22 protein-coding genes and 3 tRNA genes are annotated in these 21250 nt (G+C 68.6%); 6 read left to right on the top strand and 19 right to left on the bottom strand.

Going from position 1 to position 21250, the window contains the following annotated elements; translation table 11 throughout:
• Positions 1–118: 118 nt before the first annotated feature.
• From rplL to AB0I21_RS00045, 17 genes are all read right to left on the bottom strand, one after another.
• Complete coding sequence (rplL, locus tag AB0I21_RS00125; RefSeq protein ID WP_360557884.1) at positions 119–505, bottom strand: 50S ribosomal protein L7/L12; 387 nt, start codon at positions 503–505, stop codon at positions 119–121.
• A gap of 39 nt (positions 506–544) precedes the next feature.
• Positions 545–1114, bottom strand: coding sequence for a 50S ribosomal protein L10 (gene rplJ / locus AB0I21_RS00120; protein WP_360557882.1), 570 nt, complete (start codon positions 1112–1114; stop codon positions 545–547).
• A gap of 247 nt (positions 1115–1361) precedes the next feature.
• Complete coding sequence (locus AB0I21_RS00115) at positions 1362–2051, bottom strand: hypothetical protein (protein WP_360557881.1); 690 nt, start codon at positions 2049–2051, stop codon at positions 1362–1364.
• A complete protein-coding gene (locus AB0I21_RS00110; protein ID WP_360557879.1) occupies positions 2048–2830 on the bottom strand; it encodes an ATP-binding cassette domain-containing protein in 783 nt (260 codons plus the stop codon). The genes AB0I21_RS00115 and AB0I21_RS00110 overlap by 4 nt, the downstream gene beginning before the upstream one ends.
• A 61-nt stretch (positions 2831–2891) precedes the next feature.
• Positions 2892–3614, bottom strand: coding sequence for a 50S ribosomal protein L1 (gene rplA / locus AB0I21_RS00105; protein WP_360557877.1), 723 nt, complete (start codon positions 3612–3614; stop codon positions 2892–2894).
• Between the two features lie 82 nt (positions 3615–3696).
• A complete protein-coding gene (gene rplK, locus AB0I21_RS00100) occupies positions 3697–4128 on the bottom strand; it encodes a 50S ribosomal protein L11 (protein ID WP_033357679.1) in 432 nt (143 codons plus the stop codon).
• Positions 4129–4248: 120 nt separating this feature from the next.
• On the bottom strand, positions 4249–4962 hold the full coding sequence (gene nusG, locus AB0I21_RS00095; protein WP_360557875.1) for a transcription termination/antitermination protein NusG: 714 nt from the start codon (positions 4960–4962) through the stop codon (positions 4249–4251).
• A gap of 53 nt (positions 4963–5015) precedes the next feature.
• The gene (gene secE, locus AB0I21_RS00090) at positions 5016–5480 is read right to left on the bottom strand and encodes a preprotein translocase subunit SecE (RefSeq protein ID WP_360557873.1); all 465 of its coding nucleotides are present in this window, start codon (positions 5478–5480) and stop codon (positions 5016–5018) included.
• Between the two features lie 175 nt (positions 5481–5655).
• Positions 5656–5728: transfer RNA gene (locus AB0I21_RS00085), tRNA-Trp, on the bottom strand.
• Between the two features lie 123 nt (positions 5729–5851).
• Positions 5852–6250, bottom strand: coding sequence for a MaoC family dehydratase (locus AB0I21_RS00080; RefSeq protein WP_344501850.1), 399 nt, complete (start codon positions 6248–6250; stop codon positions 5852–5854).
• Position 6251: 1 nt separating this feature from the next.
• Positions 6252–6698 (bottom strand): MaoC family dehydratase N-terminal domain-containing protein, encoded by a 447-nt coding sequence (locus tag AB0I21_RS00075; protein WP_344501851.1) that lies wholly within the window; start codon positions 6696–6698, stop codon positions 6252–6254.
• A gap of 83 nt (positions 6699–6781) precedes the next feature.
• Positions 6782–6949 carry a 50S ribosomal protein L33 gene (gene rpmG / locus AB0I21_RS00070; protein WP_033357682.1) on the bottom strand — a complete coding sequence of 56 codons (168 nt, stop codon included), beginning with the start codon at positions 6947–6949 and terminating at the stop codon, positions 6782–6784.
• A gap of 100 nt (positions 6950–7049) precedes the next feature.
• Positions 7050–7122: transfer RNA gene (locus AB0I21_RS00065), tRNA-Met, on the bottom strand.
• 34 nt (positions 7123–7156) lie between these two features.
• A tRNA-Thr gene (locus tag AB0I21_RS00060) sits at positions 7157–7229 on the bottom strand.
• A 575-nt stretch (positions 7230–7804) separates the two neighbouring features.
• Entirely contained in the window at positions 7805–10261 is a 2457-nt protein-coding gene (locus AB0I21_RS00055; RefSeq protein ID WP_360557870.1) for a bifunctional diguanylate cyclase/phosphodiesterase, read from the bottom strand.
• Positions 10262–10404: 143 nt separating this feature from the next.
• Positions 10405–10623: a hypothetical protein gene (locus AB0I21_RS00050; RefSeq protein ID WP_360557868.1), complete on the bottom strand. Its 219-nt coding sequence runs from the start codon at positions 10621–10623 to the stop codon at positions 10405–10407.
• A gap of 160 nt (positions 10624–10783) precedes the next feature.
• The gene (locus tag AB0I21_RS00045; protein ID WP_360557867.1) at positions 10784–11110 is read right to left on the bottom strand and encodes a hypothetical protein; all 327 of its coding nucleotides are present in this window, start codon (positions 11108–11110) and stop codon (positions 10784–10786) included.
• 420 nt (positions 11111–11530) lie between these two features.
• On the opposite strand from AB0I21_RS00045, the gene AB0I21_RS00040 reads away from it, so the two are divergent.
• Together AB0I21_RS00040 and AB0I21_RS00035 are read left to right on the top strand one after the other, a co-directional pair.
• Positions 11531–11962: a hypothetical protein gene (locus AB0I21_RS00040; protein ID WP_360557866.1), complete on the top strand. Its 432-nt coding sequence runs from the start codon at positions 11531–11533 to the stop codon at positions 11960–11962.
• Positions 11959–15522: a tetratricopeptide repeat protein gene (locus tag AB0I21_RS00035; RefSeq protein ID WP_360557864.1), complete on the top strand. Its 3564-nt coding sequence runs from the start codon at positions 11959–11961 to the stop codon at positions 15520–15522. The genes AB0I21_RS00040 and AB0I21_RS00035 overlap by 4 nt, the downstream gene beginning before the upstream one ends.
• On the opposite strand, the gene AB0I21_RS00030 is transcribed toward AB0I21_RS00035, so the two are convergent.
• Both AB0I21_RS00030 and AB0I21_RS00025 read right to left on the bottom strand, forming a co-directional pair.
• Complete coding sequence (locus AB0I21_RS00030; RefSeq protein WP_360557862.1) at positions 15519–17009, bottom strand: helix-turn-helix transcriptional regulator; 1491 nt, start codon at positions 17007–17009, stop codon at positions 15519–15521. The two genes, AB0I21_RS00035 and AB0I21_RS00030, sit on opposite strands and share 4 nt — an antisense overlap.
• A 100-nt stretch (positions 17010–17109) precedes the next feature.
• A complete protein-coding gene (locus tag AB0I21_RS00025) occupies positions 17110–17370 on the bottom strand; it encodes a hypothetical protein (RefSeq protein WP_360557861.1) in 261 nt (86 codons plus the stop codon).
• 23 nt (positions 17371–17393) lie between these two features.
• On the opposite strand from AB0I21_RS00025, the gene AB0I21_RS00020 reads away from it, so the two are divergent.
• The 4 genes from AB0I21_RS00020 (at position 17394) to AB0I21_RS00005 (ending at position 21154) form a co-directional block, all read left to right on the top strand.
• Entirely contained in the window at positions 17394–17702 is a 309-nt protein-coding gene (locus AB0I21_RS00020; protein ID WP_360557859.1) for a DUF6284 family protein, read from the top strand.
• A 60-nt stretch (positions 17703–17762) separates the two neighbouring features.
• The gene (locus AB0I21_RS00015; RefSeq protein WP_360557858.1) at positions 17763–18632 is read left to right on the top strand and encodes an ABC transporter permease; all 870 of its coding nucleotides are present in this window, start codon (positions 17763–17765) and stop codon (positions 18630–18632) included.
• An 89-nt stretch (positions 18633–18721) separates the two neighbouring features.
• Positions 18722–18901: a hypothetical protein gene (locus AB0I21_RS00010; protein WP_360557857.1), complete on the top strand. Its 180-nt coding sequence runs from the start codon at positions 18722–18724 to the stop codon at positions 18899–18901.
• 90 nt (positions 18902–18991) lie between these two features.
• Positions 18992–21154 (top strand): cell division protein FtsK, encoded by a 2163-nt coding sequence (locus tag AB0I21_RS00005; RefSeq protein ID WP_360557855.1) that lies wholly within the window; start codon positions 18992–18994, stop codon positions 21152–21154.
• Positions 21155–21250 lie beyond the last annotated feature (96 nt).

Below are 21250 nucleotides of genomic sequence, written 5' to 3'. Positions count from 1 at the left end.
CGCACTCCGATCACAAGGTGTTGTGGTGGCCACCCCTAGATCTTGGGTCCTTACACCTCTCATGCGAAAGGGCGGGCCGCCGGCTACCCGGCGACCCGCCCTCCAGCTTGGAGCGGACTTACTTGAGGGTGACCTTGGCGCCTTCGCCCTCGAGCTTGGCCTTCGCCTTGTCGGCGGTCTCCTTGTTGACCTTCTCCAGGACGGCCTTCGGCGCGGCCTCGACGAGGTCCTTCGCCTCCTTGAGGCCCAGGCCGGTCAGCTCGCGCACGACCTTGATGACCTGGATCTTCTTGCCGCCGTCGCCCTCGAGCACGACGTCGAACTCCGACTGCTCTTCCTTCTCCTCGACCGGCGCAGCGGCGCCGCCGCCACCGCCGCCCATCATGACCGGGGCGGCCGCGGTCACGTCGAACGTGGTCTCGAACTCCTTCACGAACTCGGAGAGCTCGATCAGGGTCATCTCCTTGAACGCGTCGAGGAGCTCGGAGGTGCTCAGCTTCGCCATGTTGGCGTTCCTTTCGAAAAAGTGGTGTGGAGCACGGGCCTACTCGGCCGCGCTACCGGATTCCTCTGCCGCGCTACCGGATGCCTCTGCGCGCTTGTCGGCCAGGGCCTGGACCGTGCGGACCGTCTTGGACAGCGGCGCCTGGAACAGCGAAGCCGCCTTGGACAGGCTGCCCTTCATGGCGCCGGCCAGCTTGGCCAGCAGCACCTCACGGGACTCCAGGTCGGCCAGGCGACGGACCTCGTCCGCGCTGATGGCCTTGCCCTCGAAAACGCCGCCCTTGATGACGAGCAGCGGGTGGGCCTTCGCGAACTCGCGGAGGCTCTTCGCCGCCTCGACCGGGTCGCCGGAGACGAAAGCGAGCGCGGTAGGACCGGAGAACAAATCGTCGAGCCCGCTGATGCCCGCGTCCGTCGCGGCACGCTTCGCGAGCGTGTTCTTCGCGACGGCGTACGTGGTCTCGCGGCCCAGGCTGCGGCGCAGGGTCTTGAGCTGCGCCACGGTCAGGCCGCGGTACTCGGTCAGCACGGTGGCCGTCGAGCCCCGGAAGCTCTCGGTGAGCTCCGCGACCGCGGTGGCCTTGTCGTCTCGAACCGGCTTGTCCGCCATGTCCCTCCTCTCTCTTGCTACGGTGCTGGCCACGCTCTCGGGCGCACTCGCGGCAACGAAAAACGCCCCGGGCGCAGGGGCGCACGGGGCGGAGCGACATGTGTCGGCAACGCTTGTCCGGCCCTGCGCGGGTCGCCTGCGTTGACACAGGGCCTTCGATGTCCGCTCACGCGGACATGACCAGCGGTCTTCGGGTTTCGCTGGAAACTGTACTTGACTCGCCGTGCGCCACCAAATCGCGGCGCGTCTACGGCCTGGTGCGCCGCAGGTGGGCGTAGGCGGCGACGGCGAGCGCGGCCCACACGACGCCCCAGCCGGTGGTGACGGCGACGGCAGTCGGGTCGGCGCCGCCGACGGTGTCGCGGGCGGTGGTCATCAGCGGCGGGGCCAGCCACGGCGCCGGCGAGCTCTTCAGGCCGAGCACGACCGCCATGACCACGCCGCCGACGAGGATGGCCAGGCCGCGGGCCGCCTGCCCGGACACCGCGCGGCTGGCCAGGGCGCCGAGGCCGACGGCGGGCAGGAGCAGCAGCAGGTGCGCCCACAGGCCGAGCGCGATGCCCTCCCCCAGCGGCGGGTCGCCGGCCTTCTGCGGTCCGGTGACGCCGCCGACGAGCCACGGAAGGATCATCGCGACCAGGATCACCGGCAGGGCGGCGACCAGCGCCGCGGCGACCCCCGCGGCGGTCTCCCGGCCGGCGCCGAGCGCGACCCGGCCGATCCGCCGCTGCACGTCGGGCTCCACGTCGAGCAGGAGCTTCGTCTGCCAGGCCAGGACCGCGAACAGCACGGCCGCGGACACCCCGTAGGCCTCGCCGGCCTGGGACTGCCCGCCGCCGTACAGGATGGACAGCACGACCAGGGCGGCCAGCAGCGGCGCGGCGGCCCGGCCCGTCTGGACGAAGCCCGCGAGCCGCATCCTGACCAGCGCGGTCACCGCTCCTCCCGGACGCCGAGGACGTCGAACCCGTCGGCGCGCAGCCTCGCCACCGCCCGGTCCGCGTGCGTCGCCGCGACGGCGAGCTCGATGATGCGCCTGGCGGCGGGGCGCTCGCCCCGGGGGCCGGTCGCGCCCTTCCGGCCGCCTTCGCCCACCCGGCCGCCTTCGCCCACCCGGCTGTCTTCGCTCACCCGGCCGTCGCGGACGTGCCAGCGGCGGGCCCCCGGCAGGCGGGCGACCTCGCCGAGGTGGTCGCTGATGAGCACCGACCCGCCGCGGGCCACGACGTCGGCGACGATCGCCGGCACCTGTTCACGGGTCGCGGCGTCGAGGCCTTCCCACGGCTCGTCGAGGACCAGCAGGCCCGGCGGGTCCAGCAGCGCCTGGACGAGGCCCACCTTCTGGGCGGAGCCCTTGGAGAGGCGGCTCAGGCGTACATCGAGAAACCCCACGAAATTGAGGCGGTCGGCCCATTCGTCGATGCCGGCGCTGTCGGCTCCGCGGATCGCCGCCATGTGCGTCAGGTAGGCCCGGGCGGTGAACGGCTGGTCGGCGGGGAACCGCTCCGGGACCCAGCCCACCACCGGCGGCCTTCCGGAGACCGCGCCCCGGCCGGGCCTCAGCACCCCGGCGGCGAGCTGGAGCAGGGTCGACTTGCCGGAGCCGTTGGGGCCGAGCACGACCGCGGTCTCGCCGGGACCGAGCTCCAGGTCGACGTGCTGCAGGGTCCACGCCGCATTACGGGCGTACCGGAACCAGACGTCGTGGAACTGCACGCCCCCGAACATAGACGACGGCGGGCACCCTCGGATGCCCGCCGTCGTCGTGCCGCTGTGCTTACTCCGCGGACGCGTCGTCCTCGAGGAGGTTGCGCGTGCGGTTCGGGTCGACCGGGATGCCGGGGCCCATGGTGGTGGTGATGAAGATCTTCTTCAGGTACTTGCCCTTGGCCGCGCTCGGCTTGGCCCGGTTGACCTCGTCGAGGACCGCCGCGTAGTTCTCCACCAGCTGCTGCTCGGAGAAGCTCGCCTTGCCGATGATCAGGTGGAGGTTGGAGTGCTTGTCCACCCGGTAGGTGATCTTGCCGCCCTTGATCTCGTTGACCGCCTTGGTGACGTCCATCGTGACCGTGCCCGTCTTCGGGTTCGGCATCAGGCCGCGCGGGCCCAGGATCCGCGCGATCCGGCCGATCTTGGCCATCTGGTCGGGGGTGGCGATCGCCGCGTCGAAGTCCAGCCAGCCTTCCTGGATCCGGGCGACGAGGTCGTCGGTGCCCACCGCGTCGGCGCCGGCGGCCTCGGCCTCGGCGGCCTTCGGGCCCTGCGCGAAGACGATGACGCGGGCGGTCTTGCCGGTGCCGTGGGGCAGGTTGACCGTGCCACGGACCATCTGGTCGGCCTTGCGGGGGTCGACGCCCAGCCGCATGGCCACCTCGACGGTGGGGTCGAACTTGACGGTGCTGGTCTGCTTGGCCAGCTTCACCGCACCGAGCGGGCTGTACAGGGCGTTGCGGTCGACAAGGTCGGCGACCTTGCGGTAGTTCTTGCCGTGCTGCGACATGTCGCTTTGCTCCTGTGGTCAAGGTGCGGGCGCTCGTGCGCCCTCCCACGTGTTCCTTGGTCTTGGGTCTTCGGTGGTGCCGTCAGTCCTTGACGACGATGCCCATGGAACGGGCGGTGCCGGCGATGATCTTCTCCGCCTGCTCGATGTCGTTGGCGTTGAGGTCGGCCATCTTCTTCTCGGCGACCTCGCGCAGCTGGGCCTTGGTGATCGAGCCGACCTTGTCCTTCTGCGGCACGCCCGATCCCTTCGGCACGCCGGCGGCCTTGAGCAGCAGGCGGGCGGCGGGCGGGGTCTTGAGGATGAACGTGAACGTCCGGTCCTCGTAGACGCTGATCTGCGCGGGGATGATGTCGCCGCGCTGGGACTCCGTCTGGGCGTTGTACGCCTTGACGAACTCCATGATGTTCACACCGTGCTGACCGAGCGCGGGGCCGACCGGCGGCGCCGGAGTGGCCTGGCCGCCCGGCAACTGAAGCGTGAAGGTCTTGACGAGCTTCTTCTTCGGAGGCATGGCTGCTTTCGTCTTCCTGGGCTGGAGTTTCGTGCCTTGTTGTATGACGGCTCGCGACCGTCTCCACGCACGACTGAGCGCCCGGCACTTGGCCGGACGCTCAAGCGTACCGCAGACGAATTAGATCTTCGTGACCTGGTTGAAGTTGAGCTCGACCGGGGTCTCCCGGCCGAAGATCGAGACCAGGACCTTGAGCTTCTGCTGATCGGCGTTGATCTCGCTGATCGTGGCCTGCAGCGAGGCGAACGCGCCGTCGGTGACGGTGACCGAGTCGCCGACCTCGAAGTCGAGGACCTTGACCTCGGGCTTGCCCGCCTTCTTGCCCTCCTGCTGCACCACCGGCGCGAGCCACTTGAGGACCTCGTCCAGCGACAGCGGCGCCGGCCGGTCGGCCCGGTCGGTCGCGCCGACGAAGCCCGTCACGCCGGGCGTGTTGCGCACGCACGAGTAGGACTCCGCCGTCAGCTCCATCCGGACGAGGATGTAGCCGGGGAAGACCTTGTTCTGCACCTGGGTGCGCTTGCCGTTCTTGATCTCGACCTCTTCACGAGTCGGGACCTCGACCTGGTAGATGAACTCTTCCATGTCGAGGCTCGTGATACGGGTCTCGAGATTCGTCTTGACCTTGTTCTCATACCCGGCGTAGGAGTGCACCACGAACCAGTCACCGGGCGCGAATCGCAGTGCGGCACGCAGCTCGGCGACGGGGTCCTCGGCGTCGGTCGCCGCCCCTGCCGGCTCGGGGGCCGTGCTGGGCGTGGCGGCCGTCATCACCGTCGACGTTTCCTCGTGCTGCTCGTCGTCGGTTGAGGCGGTCTCGTCGAATTCCTGCACGCTGCTCACTTCCGTCTGTCAAGTCTTCGCATCTGCGGCCGGTCCGCTGTGGACTACTCCGCTTTGTTACCGAAGGCCCAGAGGACGCCCTTGGCGAGCAGGTAGTCGAGGCCACCCACGATCGTCAGCATCACGATCACGAACACGACGACAACCACCGTGTAAGTGGTCAGCTCCTTGCGGGTCGGCCAGATCACCTTACGCAGTTCGGCGACAACCTCGCGGACGAAGTTGATGAGCCGCGCGAAGATGTTGTTCGAGCTGCCCTCTTTGACCTTGGTCTTCTTCTTGTCCGTCTCTTTGACGTCCTTGGACTTGGCCTTCGCGTCCTTGGACTTCGTCAGGACCGTCTTGCCGTCCGCGTCGTCGTCATCGGCGTCCACGTCATCGCCAAGGTCGCCGTCGAGCTCATCGAGCTCATCGGCGAACTCCTCCTCGATGGCCGCGTCCTCGGCGCTGAGCTCCTCGTCACGGCGATCGTCGGCGGGGTCGGTCCCGCGTCGCCTGCGTTCGGCCACTTTCGCCCTCTTCCGTGATCTCGCGAGTGCTCGGTCCGATGAGTGGCCCGCGGATCCGCCCGACCAGGGCCACCGGCGATGAGCCGGCGGCACTCGGCGGGACCAACCCGTGACCGCTGGAGGTCCGACCCGATCGGCGGATCGGGCACCCCAGACCCAGGTCAGGCCTTCGGCGCAGGGGCGACAGGACTTGAACCTGCAACCTGCGGTTTTGGAGACCGCTGCGCTGCCAATTGCGCCACACCCCTTCGTGGTGATCGCGCCTCCCGGACCCCTCTTCAGAGGGTGCCGAGAGGTTGCTCACCCCACGGGCGACCAGTGTACGGGTTCGGGTGGGATATCCCAACCACCCCCCTCCACCGAGTCGCCCCCTACGCCCTGACCAGGGCTTTTGCGGCACCAAGAATCTTGTCGCCGTTGCACGTGGCGGTGATGTCGATCTGCGCGACACCATCCTCCGCTACCCGCTTCACGACGCCGCTCACCACGATCTCGGTGCCTTTGTCGTCGTCCGGGACCACCACCGGGTTGGCGAACCGGGTGGAGTATTCGACGATCGACGCGGTGCCACCCACCCAGCAGGCAACCGCCTGTCCCGCCAGGGCCATCGTCAGCATGCCGTGCGCGATGACACCCGGCAGCCCGACCGAGGTCGCGACGCGGTCGCTCCAGTGGATCGGGTTGAAGTCGCCGGAGGCCCCCGCATACCGCACCAGATCGGCGCGGGTCACCTGGAACGTCTGCGGCGGGAAAACGGTGCCGACCTGCATCTCAGCCCTCCCCACGGACCACGAGCCGGGTCCAGATCGTCACGACGAGCTCGCCCTCGACGGTCGACACCTCGTGCCTGGTCGTCAGGAACGCGTGCCCGGCGCGGCTGCTGATCTCCTCCACCGCCATCACCGTCACCAGGTGGTCGCCGGCGACGATCGGCCGCTCGTAGCGGAACGTCTGCCCGCCGTGCACCACCCGGCTGTAGTCCAACCCGAACGCCTGGTCCTCGACCAGCTGCTGCCCGGCGTTCTGACTCAGGATGATCGCGAACGTGGGCGGGGCGATCACGTCCTTGTAGCCCTTGGCGCGCGCCTCGGCGAGATCCCGGTGCACCGGGTCGCTGGCGCTCACCGCGTCGGCGAACTCCCGGATCTTCTCCCGGGCGACCTCGTATGGCGGGGTCGGCGGAAACACCCGACCCATGTACGACTGATCCAACGGCATGGTGTGCAACTTACCGCTGACACGAAAAAGCCCCGGCCGTGGGCCGGGGCTTTGTTCCTTGGTTCCTTCGTTCCTGAGACTGGTTACCGCGTCTCGCGGTGCACGGTGTGCTTGCCGTCCCGGGGGCAGAACTTCTTCAGCTCGATGCGGTCCGGGTCGTTACGGCGGTTCTTCTTCGTGATGTAGTTCCGCTCTTTGCACTCCGTGCACGCCAGCGTGATCTTCGGACGAACGTCGGTCGCCTTGGCCATGGCGAAGTGCCTTCCTTCAGAGCGGGGTTCAGGTCCAGCGAACGAGCATAGCGGCTCACACTGGCAGTCGCCGAATCGGGCGACCTCTGTGGTGCGTCTGTAGCGGTGGCCGGACTTGAACCGGCGACACAGCGATTATGAGCCGCTTGCTCTACCATCTGAGCTACACCGCCGCGGCGGACTCGATGACTCAAGCCCGGTCTCTCGAGCCCCCTTACGGAATCGAACCGTAGACCTTCTCCTTACCATGGAGACGCTCTGCCGACTGAGCTAAGGGGGCGCATCAAGTGCGATCCCGCACATGCGCTCGCTAAGCGTACACGGCCCTCGCCGTGGCACGAAATCGAGTTCCCCGAAGTGGTGTTTGCCCAGCTTGTGCCCCCTGCCTCCGGCGTGTCTCCCCGCCCCGGCCGATCCTTCCCACACTCGCCGAGTGGGCCACGTCACCCCCTTCTCGCGGATGCGCCACCGTCCAGCATCACTGCCTGCCCTGCCGTCCTGAATGTCGCGCAGACCCGGTCCAGGGCGCTGCTTCGCGTGTCGCCACGAACCCCTGCACCGGGGTCCGCCGCCGGGTGACGATTCGGCCGGGAGGTCGGCGGACGACCGGGACCCTTGGTCCCCACATGTCGTGGAACCGCTCGGGCCTCTCCGAGAGGCACAGGGGCCTCTAGGGGCAACGTCCGCCGGCACGCCCTACGCCCGGCACGCCCTACGCCCGGCACGCCCACGCCTGGTGACCACCGCGCCGGAGCCGCGTCCCTGGCCGCATCGCCCCGCCCGTGTCGCCCCGCCGCATCGGTTGGCGGACCTACGGCACGGCGCAGGGCACGGGGCTCGGCGGCTGGAGTGGGGCTACGGCACGGCGCGGAGCCAGCGGACCTCGCCCGCGGGTGGGACGGTGGGGTCGGCGTCGGCCTGGATCTGGAGCCAGGACTCGAAGCGCTCGTAGGGCAGTGCGCGGCTGAACAGGAAGCCCTGACCCATATCGCAGTGCATGTCTTCGAGCAACCCGAGTGTGAGCTCGCTCTCAACGCCTTCGGCGACCACGGCGAGCCCGAAGTGGCGGGCCATGTCGACGACGGTCCGCACGATCGCGAGATCCGCGGTGTCGGTCGCCATTCCCTGCACGAACGCGCGGTCGATCTTGACCTCCTGCACCGGCAGGCGGCTGAGGTCCGCGAACGACGACCGGCCCGCGCCGAAGTCGTCGACGGACAGCAGCACGCCCAGCTCGCGCAGGCGCTTCAGGGCGGGACCGCTGCGGCCACTGCCGAGCAGCTCCTGCTCGGAGAGCTCCAGGATGATCCGCTCGGCCGGCACGCCGTGCTCCTCGAGCAGCTCCGACACCTGTAACGGGAAGTCTGCGTCGCCCAGGGTGCGGACCGAGATGTTGACCGCCACGGTGAGCGAACGCCCGGCGTCGGCCCATTCACGGGCCCTGCGGATGCCTTCCCTGAGGACCACACTGTTGAGCCGGGCGAGCTGACCGGTGTGCTCCGCGACCGCGACGAAGTCCGGCGGCGCCACCTGACCGTGCACCGGATGCTCCCAGCGGGCCAGGCACTCCACCCCGACCAGCCGGCGGTCCTTGAGCGACACCTTGGGCTGGAAGTAGACCTCCAGCTCGCCGGTGTTGAGCGCGGCGTCCAGGTCCGCGGCCAGCCCGACGCGCCGCACGGAGCGCGACTGCAGGCCGGCGTTGAACAGCTGGACGATCCCGCGCGACTTCGCCACCGACGTGGCCACCACGGCCCGCTGCAGCAGCGCCTCGGGCTCCGAGCCGTGGTCCGGGTAGATCGACACACCGACGTTGGTGTCGACGTCGATCGTGAGCGAGTCGATGACCATCCGGTCGCGCAGCCCCGCCCGCAGCGTGTCGGCGACCGCCGCGGCCGCCTCGGCGCTGGCCGTGCGCAGCTCGACCGCGAACTCGTCGCCGCCGACCCGTGCCACCAGCGCACCCTGCGGCGCCAGCCCGCGCAGCCGCTTCGCGACCTGGATCAGCACCTGGTCGCCGGCGTCGTGCCCCAGCGACTCATTGACCTCGCGCAGCGCCACGACGTCGAACAGCAGCACGGCGACGACCTCGCGGGGTCCCCGGCCGGTCATCGCCTCACCCAACGCGGTGAGCATCCGGCGCCGGTTGGCCAGGCCGGTGAGCGCGTCGTGGTTGGCGTCGAACTGGAGCCGGTCGACCAGGCGGCTGTTCTCGACCGCCGCGCCGACCTGCAGCGACACCGTTTCCAGCAGCTGCACGTCTTCTTTGCCGAAGAGCACCTGGGCGCCGAGCCGGCCGGCGACCTCCAGCGTGCCGATCGCGACGCCGCTGGAGCGCAGCGGCACGACGATGATGTCCTTGACCTGCGCCTCTTGCAGCGCGGACTGCAGCTCCGGCCCGCCGGCCCTGGGCCCGGCGACGACGGTCTGCCCGGTGCGCATCGCCAGCTGCCGGAACAGGTCCGGTGTCGGGGCGCTGTCCAGCAGCCCCTGGTAGTCGAACCTGGACGACAGCAGCATCTCGTGATGGCGCCCGTGCCGCGGCAGCCAGAGCGTCGCCGAGTCCGCGGTCAGTAGCGCCCGCACCCGACCGAGCAGCACGTCCGGCAGTGTGCCGTCGTGGTTGGTCGCGGCGATCTCACGCGTCAACGCATAGATCTCGGTGAGGTTGCGGTGCTGCCGGAAGAACTGCGTGTAGGAGCGATACAGAATGAACAGCACGATCGCCAGCGCGACCAGCAGCAGCGCACCCCAGTCGCTGGCCACCAGGGCGAGCAGCATGACCAGGCCCAGCACGATGTTGACGCCCATCACCGCGAACCCGGGGACCGACGACTTCAGGAACTGCGGCAGCTGGCCGACGCCCTGCAGCAGCACCATGACGCCCGCGATGGCAGCCAGGGTGACCACGTTGCCCGCGAGGATGGCCATGCCGAGCACCAGCCACGTCAGCGGCGAGCCGCCGCCGTGCAGCCCGAACTGGAACACGATCAGGTTGGCCGTCGCGGTGCCGGCGAAGTGGCTGGCGGCGTTGAAGGCGACCTTGTGCGAGCTGAACCGCGCGCCGAAGATGTTCCACAGCAGCCCGGCCGTCACCCGCACCGCCAGGACGAGCCACGGCGAGAGGTAGTACAGCGCCAGGATAAGCGGGATCTCGTTCATCTTGGTGCTCAGGCCCTGCCGCCTGATGTCGAAGCGGAGCTCCAGCGGCGTGGCGAGGGTCGCGAGCGCCAGCAGCGCCAGCGCGTGACCATAGTGGTGCCCGACGTGTGACGGCCGGTCCGAGAGCAGGATAGGGAGCGAGAGCAGCACCCCCAGGACGAACAGGGGAGCCGTGATCAGCCACGAGTGGACCTCAGAGCGGCTGATCGGAACCTTTGGAGCCGGCACCCATTCCCCTACCTTTCGGGCATGGAGCCTGGTGCATCACACCGTCCGCGACGCGGGCGGTCCGGCTAGCTCCAGTCCCAGCCTTCAGTGACAAAGATCGGCTCGACCACCGGCGGGGCAGCGTGCGGCTGGATGGCGCGCAGAACGCTCACCAGTCTCACCACAGATCCCTCACTGTCCGTGCTCGCATGCGCTGCACCGGCCGAGACACCGAGCGCAACCACGCCAGCGCCGATCATCACCGCGAACCGTGTCATCCACCGGCCAGGCGTCGTCTCTCGCATCTGTCGCTCCCATGCGATCGCAGTGACATCAGGGTCCCGTATGGATACCCACGATCCTGCCACAGCCAACGTCTGATCCAACAGTGCGAGGGCCAGGATGAAGCGCCGCCACGGAAGAATCGACCTTTCGGCCGATTCCGATAGTGGCGATCCGGCTACATCAGCCCGCCTGATCTAAATCCCTGGCAACTTTTCCGCGACGCCGGGAGTCAGACCTGCCCATCTTTCGTCCCCTGACGGACGGGAGACGGTTGGCCTCGTCGCGCATCTCACGCCAACCGGCTTCGGGGTCGTCGTCGGCAAGGACCGCGGACTCGACCCAGCCGACCGCATCCCGCTCGGAGTCGAACGACCGGACCCGGAGCCGCCCGTCGGGGCCGCCGCGCCGGAGCTCCACCTGCCACCGACCGTCGGCCGCGTTGCGCACGAAGACGTCCCGCCGCCCGAGCCGGGACCACCGCCCGTTCCACCACTGCCGCTCATTCATGGGTACATCTTAGAACGCATGTACGACAATTTTCGGAGCTTCGGGGTCGAGCTCAACCGGTAGCTTGCCTACAGGTCCGGGGGTCGCCGGAACGAGAACGGCCCCGGACCAGAGTCACCCCCGGTCCGGGGCCGTGCTGTCTTGCCGGTGGCGGGTAGAGGATTCGAACCTCTGTAGCTTTCGCGACGGATTTACAGTCCGAACCGACCAAAGCCCTCTAGCTGCACAAACACCCCGAATCATCCTCCTGTTGCCGCGCTGTTGCCGTGCCGCAAGTTGTGGCGCCGCCAAGGCACCGCTCCCTCACGCCCTATCTGACCGGTCGGCCAATCGAGCTGATCTGTCCGACCACGGCCGAGTCACACTGTCGGTGACCGGTCGGCGACTGCCCTTGTCGTCACCGCCGTCGATGATGAAGCAATGACGCAGGGATGGCGGGCCGGAGCGTGCGTGGCGGGTGGGCTGCTGCTGATCGGCGGCGGGGTGTGGGGAGCGGTCGCCGATCTGGACGCGGCCGACAAGATCGCTAGCGTAGTCGGCGCTGTTTGCGCGGTGCTGGGGCTCGCTCTGTCGGCGTACGGGGTGATGCTGGCTCGCCGTGGCTCAGGGGCGGGCGGACAGTCGGTGACTGGATCATCGGTCGGCGGCGGTGTGACGCAGGTCCGTGGCGTTCAGGGCAACGTCCGCATCGGCTCGACCGGCACGCCGCCAGCTGGCCCGGTGGTTCCACCGCCCGCGCCGTCCACCCCGCTGGCAGCACCGCCGGGCGGGCAGTCCGTGACCGGGTCGCAGGTGGCCGGGTCGGTGCATCAGGTTGACGGCGTCGGCGGTGACGCCGACATCGACCGGTGAGCGACTGGTCCCGGTTGTTCACCGGGTGGCAGAAGACTACTGCTTCGCAGGCGGTAATCGGCAGCCTCGCGTTCGGGCCGGTGATCCAGCTCAGCGACGTCGCCGGAGCAGTGACCCTCACAATCAACTCGCGGGCGCCGCTGACCTATCAGATCAAGGAGTTCCAGGCCGAGGCGCAGAAACTGCCGCAATCAAGCGCACGCGCGCAGCCAAGCCGGCTGCTCCTGCCCCGCTACCGGGTGGTGCCGTTCACCGGCCGCGAACAGCAGGTGCACGATCTCGCGGAATGGGCGGAGTCCGACGCGCCGACCGTCCGCCTGATCCACTCTGCCGGCGGGCAGGGCAAGACCCGCCTCGCCGACGAGTTCGCCGCTCTTTGCAGCGCTACAGGCTGGACTGTCTGGCGAGCAGTCCACACCACCACTCCAGGCGCAACCGCCTCAGGTGTTCCTGCGACGACGGCGCTGGGTTTGGATGCTCCGGCCAGTCGGGTAAATCTGCTGACCGACGGCCGGGTGTTGGTGGTTGTCGACTACGCCGACCGATGGCCCGCTTCGCACTTGCTGGCGCTGCTGACCGACCTGCACGCCATCGCCGCACGGACACCGTTCGTGCTACGGGTACTTCTGCTGGCCCGCTCGTCCGGGTTCTGGTGGCAGGCAGTCGCCGACCGGCTGGACAGTGACCTCGGCATGAGCGCCGACGACTCAGTACTGCCGCCGCTCGGACTCAATCAGAACCGCGACGACCTGTACGGCGCCGCCGCCCAGCACTTCGCAACCGCGCTCGGCGTCAACGACAACTCTGTGTGGTCGGCGCCACCCGGTCTGGAGCAACCCGGATTCGCGCAAGTCCTCGCGGTTCACATGGCCGCCCTCGCCGCAGTCGAGGCTTACCGCCACGGGGACGCTACTCCAACTGCGCCGCATGCGATCTCGGCGTACTTGTTGCGCCGTGAGTACGCACACTGGCAACACCTGCACACCCGCGCCGAGGATCCCATGCGCACTCGGCCGGAGGTAATGCATCGTGTGACGTTTGTTGCGACGCTTACCGGTGCCCTGCCGCGCCTTACCGCCAGAGCTGCAATCTTCCGCGTTGACCTAGCTGCAAATGTTCCCGATGCCGATCAGCTTATCGATGATCACCGAGCATGCGTTCCGCCCGCCGACCCAGCCACCGTTTTCGAAGCCCTACATCCCGACCGACTCGGCGAAGATCTTATCGCCCTGTGCACCCCCGGCCACCCGCACGCCAACACCGGCGGGCTCGTCGATGATTGGGCAATCGCCGCACCGGCTGCACTGCTATCGGCCGCCGACAACGTCCCATCAGCGTGGACAGCGACAGCACTCACCGTACTGGTCGAAACCGCTCAGCGATGGCCTCACATCGCTACTAACGTGCTATATCCATTTGTCCGGCAGCATCCAAGCATTGCCTTGGCAGCTGGCGGAACCACCCTCACACGACTAGCCGACCTCCCCCACGTTGACCCCACTGCGCTTGAAGCGATCGCGGCTCTGCTACCTGGCAACCGACACATTGACCTCGACCCTGCCGCTGCCGCCATCACCACCACTCTTGCCCACCACCGGCTCACCACCAGCAGCGACCCCGTCATTCACGCCGAAATCCATGCCAACCACGCCTGGCGTCTCTCCAACGCTGGCCGACGAGACGAAGCCTTGGCCGCGGCCGAGAAGGCCCTAGACATCCGTCGTCAACTGGCCGAGGCCGACCCGGCCCATCTGCCCGGCCTAGCCGAATTGTTGATCAATCTCGGCACGTTCCTGTCTGAGGTAGGCAAACGCAAGGAGGCCGTGCCGGCAGCCCACGAAGCCATTGGCATTTTCCGCAGACTGGTCGAGACCGATCCCGACGCTTACCAGCCCGGCCTCGCCACAGCGTTGACCAACCTTGGCATGTTCTTGTCCGACGAAGGCCTGCGGAAGGAGGCACTGGCCCCAGTCGAGGAAGCTGTCGCTATTCGCCGCAGGCTTTCCAAGGCCGACCCCGCCGCCTACGAGCCCAGCCTCGCCGTGTCGCTGATGAACCTAGGTGCCCACCTCTCGGAGCTCGGCCAGCAAGACGCAGCCTTCGCCGCTGCCACGGAAGCCATCGACATCCACCGCAGGTTGGCCGATACCGAGCCCACTGTCTATCTGCCTGACCTTGCCATGTCGTTAAACAACCTCGGAGGTCACCTCTTCCGCCTAGGGCAGCGAAGCGCTGCTCTCGCTCCAGCCGAGGAAGCCGTTGCCATTCGCCGCAGGCTTTCCAAGAACAACCCCGCCGCCTACCAGCCCGACCTCGCCATGTCGTTGAACAATCTCGGCAGTTATCTTGCGGAGCTAGGCCATCAAGACCTTGCCTTGGTCGCAGCCGAGGAAGCCGTTGGCATCTATCGCAGGCTCGCCGAGACCAACTCGGCGGCCTACCAGCCTGCCCTCGCCGCAGCGTTGAACAACCTCGGCGGCCACCTGGCCGAACTCGGTCGGCGGAACGAAGCATTGTCCATGATTGAGGAAGCTGTCGCTATTCGTCGCCGACTGTCCGGCACGAACAACGCCGCCCATCAGCCCGACCTCGCCACAGCGTTGAACAACCTTGGCATGCTCAAGTCCAAACTGGGCAAACGGGACGAAGCTCTCGCGTCCACTGCGGAAGCTACCCGCATCTACCGCCAATTGGCCGAGGGCAATTCCGCCGCCTATCTGCCAAACTTATCCGCGTCGTTGAATAACCTTAGTAATCACCTCGCCGAACTCGGCCGGCACGACGAGGCCCTGACCGCAGTTGAGAAAGCCGTTGACATTCGCCGCCAATTGGCCGAGGTCAACCCGGACGCCTACCAGGCCGACCTCGCCGCATCGTTGAATAACCTTGGCAGCCGCCTATCCGCGCTCGGCCAGCGGGAGGAGGCCCTACACCCGGTTAAGGAAGCCACCGGAATTTACCGCCGCCTGACTGAAGGCAACCCCGCCGCCTACCAGCCCGACCTCGCCGCATCGCTGAATAACCTCGGCAACCGCCTATCCGCGCTCGGCCTGTGGGAGGAGGGGTTGGCAGCGGCAAAGGAAGCCCTCGACATCCGCCGCCAGCTTGCCGACGCAAACCCGGGTGCGCACCTACTCGCCCTCGCCGGGTCGTTACATAACCTCGGCAACCATCTGTCTGGGCTTGGCAGATGGGAAGATGCCCTGACCGCCGCCGAGGAAGCCGTTGGCATCTTCCGCGCACTGGCCCTGCTTGACCCGGCCGCCTACCAGGCCAGCCTCGCTATGTCATTGCGGTCCTACGCGAGGGCTTGTGTGAAAGCACGAGAGGGTAAGCCCGATGCGCTGGACGCGATCACGGAGGCAATCGATATTTTCGGAGTGCTGGCCGAACAACTGCCACAGATTTTCGGCCGAAAGCTGCTCGCCGCTTTCACAACCCTTGCGGATGTGCTGACGGCTCTCGGACGCACGGAGGAGGCCAACGACCTCCGCCGACAGCTTGAAGAGGCTTCGCACAGGTCAGTAAATTCGAACGACGATCGCCTACGTCGGGCTTAGCGACCAAGCAACTGCTCCCGATTCGACCATGCCGCCCTAAGCGTCAGCGCGGTCTCTGTCGCGAGGCGGCCGGTGGCCCAGAGATCGTCGATCACCTGCTTAGTGAAGGGAATGTGGACCGTGGGTAGTGCGCTGCCCACGCGGAGGACCGAGCCCTCGTCGTTGATGTGGACGATGTCGGTGAAGATCTCGTCGAAGACCTCGGCGTCGAAGACGGCGACGGTCTCGATGGCGCCCCACAGGTCCAAGGCGCCGACGCCGATGCCGAGAAAGAAGACACGGATGCCGCCCTCGTCGCGCGCCTTGTCCAGGGAGCGCATCGGCTCCTGGGTGTAGTCGGCGCCTGGGCCGTCGCCGGAGTGCTCCGGGTTGCCGAGGAACTCCTCCGAGTACTCGCGCATGATGTTGCGCCAGAGGTCGAAGTCGTTGCTGTGGTCCCTGGTGCGGACCGTGGAGGGCTGGAAGACACCGGCCGGCATGACGCCGATGACGCCGCCGGAGGTGGCGACGTTCGCCGCGCTGCGCTTGTGCAGGATCATGCTCGCCGAGGAGCCGTCCTTGCGGATGGTCAGCGTGTTGATGGAGAGCAGCATCGCCCGGCGCGCCAGGTCGAACGGGTCGCCGATGGCCTTCCGGAAGCGCATGCCGCGCCACGTGGCCGGCGCGACCTGGCCGTCATTGACCAGGAGTACCGAGCTGGTCTCGTGCGCGATCGCCTCGCACGTGTCCATCGCGTCGAAGTAGTTCATGTCGCCGAAGCGGAGCCTGCCCTTCCCGTCGGAGAAGGCCGCCTCCAGCAGGCGCCACGAGTACCGGTTCTCCAGCAGCTTCGGGCGCGCCACGTCGCGGATTGCGTGGCTGTACCGCTGGTACCGCTGGCCGGGCGCGCGGAGCGGGCGCAGGTGGCTGGTGAACTCCTCCGTGCCGTCGACCTCCGGCGGCGGCGCGTCCGGCTCGTACACCAGCTCGATGTCCCGCAGGTCGAGCATCGGCGAGTGCATCCAGTCGGGCCGAGACAGGACTCCCGTCTCACCGATGCGGTACTCCTCCGGATAGAGGTGCGCTGCGGACTGCGCCAGCGGCAGATGGTGAGCGTTGAGCCTGCGGCGGGTGTGCAGCCATTCGCGCTGTGACTCTTCCACGCGTGGGTCTTCCTCCATAGCCGTGTCGTCGATCGACAGGACGTTGTCGGGCGCGCCGAGCACCCGTCCGGGGTGCCCTGCCGGGACGCTTCGCTGCCGCGTCAGGCCGAGCTCGGCGACCGTGACGCCGAAGTGCGCGGCCAGCAGCTGGCAGTGCAGCCGACTCGGGTGAACGACACCTCGCTCCCATCGGGAGACGTGGTTACCGGTGATGGCCGTCTTCACACCTCGCGCGTCGGCGAGCCTGTTCAGGGCCTCCGCCACGTCGTCCTGAGTCTCTGCCCGAGAGTCTCGCAGGTTGTACAGCGCGATGTTGGGCGTCGCGCCGGGCTTGCTATTCGGCATGATTCCTCCCCGTTTTTATTCCGCCTTGCCGACAGATGCCTAGTCGATGCCTAGTCGGCGCCTGCTTGCCGCCGCATTGACGGTCTCAACTTCCGGCTGGTCAGGCGGTTGACTGATCCCCATGAACACGGGCAGACGACTTCGGTCCCGGCGGCGCCGGCGGAACCCCTCGCTCGCGTGCCAGCTTGCGGATGTACGCACCGGTGAGGCCGCTCAACCGCTGGACCTCCGTAGGGCCGACCCCGGCCTCTAGGGCAGCCACCAGCGCTTCTTGCACCTCGCGGCGCGCCTCCTCGTGAGCGGCCTCGGTGCGCCGGTAGCGCTTCGCCGCCGTGACGAGCCTGTCTCGCGCATCGGTCATTCGCCGACAGTACCGCAACACCCTTGCGCAACAGGTCTGCGTATCGCTACCGTGTTGCGCAACAGAGAAGCGCTTCAAGCTTCCAGGAACCGCTGAAGGGACACCCTGTGAAATCCGAACCGACCGCCGAGGATCTGGCACAGATCGACGACGAGTGGCCGCTGATCGAGGCGGAGCTTGACCTGCTGGACGTGCAGCTCAAGATGCTCGACCGCACCGGCCCGGTCGACGGCCTGGAGGTGCGGCGCCTGCGGCACGCCCGGACGGCCGTGATCCGCGAGACCGTCGCGCTGTTCGTGCGCCGTTCGAGCGCCACCCGCCGGGCCGCGTGAACGCGCATGACGACCGCTGCTGCTTCCGCCACCCTCACCTACTCCTCTCGGAGGTCTGAGATGACCAACGCCGTTGCCAGCGCCTACCCCGCCCCGATCGAGGCGCTGATGCCGCAGGCCCGAGCCCTCGCCGAGACGATCGGCGACATCCCGTCCCGCAACGCGCTCATGAAGGAGTTCAAGATCGGCGCGCCGAAGGCCAACGCGATCCGAGAGGCGCTCACCGACGAGCGCGACACCCGCCAGCGCGAGGCCGACGAGCGCACCGCCACTCCCGAGCCGCCCACCTCGCCGTGGGCGCAGCCCCCGGCCGTTCGGTCGCTGCACGTCGTGCCGGACCTGGAGCCGGACACCGACACCCCCGAGCCTGCCGTGCCGGTCGACGTCGAGCTGGTCGCCGAGACGCCCGAGGCATCGCCGCTGGCCACGGGTGACGGACACCCGGGCGCCAACATCACCACGCCGCCCGCCCCGGCCGCGCCGCCCACCGTGGCGCCCGCCGGGCGCAAGCCGCGCTCCTGGCCGGTCTGGGTCCTGGCCTTGCCCGCGTTCGTCGCGATCTGGTCCGGGTGGGTCGGCCTCGGCGAGCTGACCGGGTTCGGCGTCATCCACCCGCTCCCGGGCATCGCCGACGGGTTCAGCATCAACACCGCCATCACCCTCCCGATCGGCGTCGAGACGTACGCCGCGTACGCCCTGGCCGTGTGGCTTTCCAGCGCCTACGGCGCGTCGGTGCGCCGGTTCGCCCGCTGGTCCGCGGTCGGGTCGCTCATCTTCGGCGCCGCCGGACAGGTCGCGTACCACCTGCTCACCGCCGCCGGGGTCACCTCGGCGCCCTGGTGGATCACCACGGCGGTTGCCTGCCTGCCCGTGGCCGTGCTCGGCATGGGCGCCGCACTCGCCCACCTCATCCACGCCAACCGCGACTAGCTCCGCCCGGTGCGCGGCTCCAAGGCCTAGGAAACCGTGGCCGCGCACCGGTCCCCTTTCCTCCATCAGGAAGTCAGGAGAAGACCGTTATGACCAGCAACGCCGAAGCCGATCTGCAAGCGCTGTTGCGCGTGCTGTCCGAGCTGGCCGCGTGGAGCAACAACCACCTCGACAACGAGTGGGCCGACCGGCAGTACATCGCCGAGCACCTGAGCCAGAGCCTCGCGGCGCTGGTCAAGGGCGACCCGCTGCCCCGCAACCCGTTCTAGCTCCGCCCGGTGCGCGGCCCCAAGGCCTAGGAAACCGTGACCGCGCACCGGTCCCCCTTCCCTCCATCAGGAAGTCAGGAGACCTCCAGCATGACGAGCGACGAACCGGACCGCGAGCACCCGAACGGGTTCGACTGGTCCAAGTACGAGTCCGAGGTTGCCGACGTCGCCGACGTGGTCGACCTGGGCGCCGCCCGCGCGCGCCGGGACGGCACCAACGCCGACAGCCACTTCGACATCCCGCTCGACGAGGAGCCGGAGCGCGGTGGCGTGCTGGTCGACGCGCCGCCGGCCGACGCGAAGGGGCGCCGCCCGATCATCCCGACGCGGTTGCTGGGCTGGCAGAACTTCAAGGCGACCGTCCGCGACATCGCCGAGGACGCGTTGCACCGCGCCGGGTACCACGCCGTCCGGGCGCCCTGGTACGCGATGCAGGCCGGGTTCTGGGCCACCGTGGGCCTGTTCAAGGTAGTCGGCCGCCAGTTGCGGTGGTGGTGGTTGTCGGAGCAGTACGGACTCCGGCAGGCCGCCGCCGACGCGAACGACCCGGCGACCTGGTACAAGCTGCACCGCGAGGTCAAGGCCACCCGTGCATGGCGCGGCATCGTCCTGGCCGCCGAGACCGCCGCCCTCGCCATCGGCGGTCCGGTTGCCTACGCCATGGCCCCGTGGTGGGTGACCGGGCTGGCCGCCGCCGGGCTGGTGTGCGGGCTGGCGCGTCTCGGCCGCCCGCAGGACAAGCCGATCCTGCGCCCGGCGGTGGTCGCCGGGCGGTACCGGCGGGTCAACCCCGACATCATCCTGCGCGCCTACTACGCCGCCGGGCTCGGCCACCCGGACAAGCCCAACCAGCAGGTCACCTTCGGTTCCACGATGTCCCGCGACGCCTCCGGTTCCGGCTCGCAGGTGGTCATCGACCTGCCGTACGGCAAGACGTGGGAACACGTCCTCAACGCCAAGGGCGCCATCGCATCCGGCCTCGACGTGTCCGTGAACCAGGTGTTCCTGACCCGCGACCCGTCCAGCCACCGGCGGCACGTGCTGTTCGTCGCCGACCGCGACCCCCTCGCCATCCCGGCCGGGCGCACGCCGCTGCTGGACGGCAAGGTCCGCGACATCTGGACCGAAGCGCCGTTCGGCCTCGACGAGCGCGGCCGGAAGGTCGGGCTGCTGCTGATGTGGGTGTCGGTGATGGTCGGCGCTCAGCCCCGCAAGGGCAAGACGTTCGCCACCCGGCTCCTGGCGCTGTTCGCCGCGCTCGACCCGTACGTGCGGCTCATCGTGGTCGACGGCAAGATGTCGCCGGACTGGGACAAGTTCCGCCTCGTGGCGCACCGCATGGTGTTCGGCACCGTGCCCAACAGCCGCGACAACGACCCGGTCGAGCACCTGCTGGAGGTGCTCCGCGAGGTCAAGGCCCACATCCAGGAGGTCAACGACTTCCTCTCCTCCCTGTCCACGGTCGAGTGCCCCGAGGGGAAGATCACGCGGGAGCTGTCGCGGAAGTATCCGCAGCTCGCGGTGTGGATGCTGGTGATGGAGGAGTTCCAGGCGTACTACGAGCTGGACAGCCAGGAGCAGAACAAGGAGATCGCCGCGCTGCTGTCCTACATCATGGCCGTCGGCCCCTCGGCGGGCGTGATCCTGCTGTCCAGCAGCCAGAAGCCCTCCGGCGTCGGTGCCGGTGACGTCGGGCGGCTGTTCAACCGGTACCGGGACAACCACGCCGTGCGGTTCGCGCTCAAATGCGGCAACCGCGTCGTCTCCGAGGCGGTCCTGGGCGGTGAGGCGTACAGCGAGGGCTACGACGCGTCCGCGCTGCCCAGCGGCCCGCAGTACCGGGGCGTCGGCTACCTCTACGGCGCCAGCGACGACACGCCGACGGTGCGCACGTACCTCGCCGACCACACCGACGCCGAGAAGATCCTCACCGCCGCCCGCAAGCACCGGCAGGCCGCCGGCACCCTGTCCGGCGCCGCGATCGGCGAGACCATCACCCGCGACCTGCGCGACACCCTCGCCGACGTCCGGTCGGTGTTCCTCGCCGGGGAGAACGGCCTGCACTGGGCCACCATCGCCGCCCGGCTCGCCGACGCCCTGCCGGAGCACTACGCCGACATCACCGCCGACGCGATCTCCGCGCAACTCCGCGACCGTGTACCGAGCGTGAACGTCAAGGTGCGCGGCGAGGTCCTCCGAGGCGCCCGCGTGTCCGATGTGGACACCGCGATCGACCGCCGCAAGAGCGCCTGAACGGTAGCGGCGGCGCCGCTACCCGGTAGCGCCGCCGCTACCCACCCCGCTACCAACCTGGCCAGCCGCTACCCACCGAGGTAGCGGGTAGCGCCA

It is taken from the genome of Dactylosporangium sp. NPDC050588, assembly GCF_040654975.1.
Taxonomy (GTDB): domain Bacteria; phylum Actinomycetota; class Actinomycetes; order Mycobacteriales; family Micromonosporaceae; genus Dactylosporangium; species Dactylosporangium maewongense.
The sequence above is the reverse complement of the archived record's forward strand: the minus strand, read 5'-3'. Positions and strand labels throughout refer to the sequence as shown.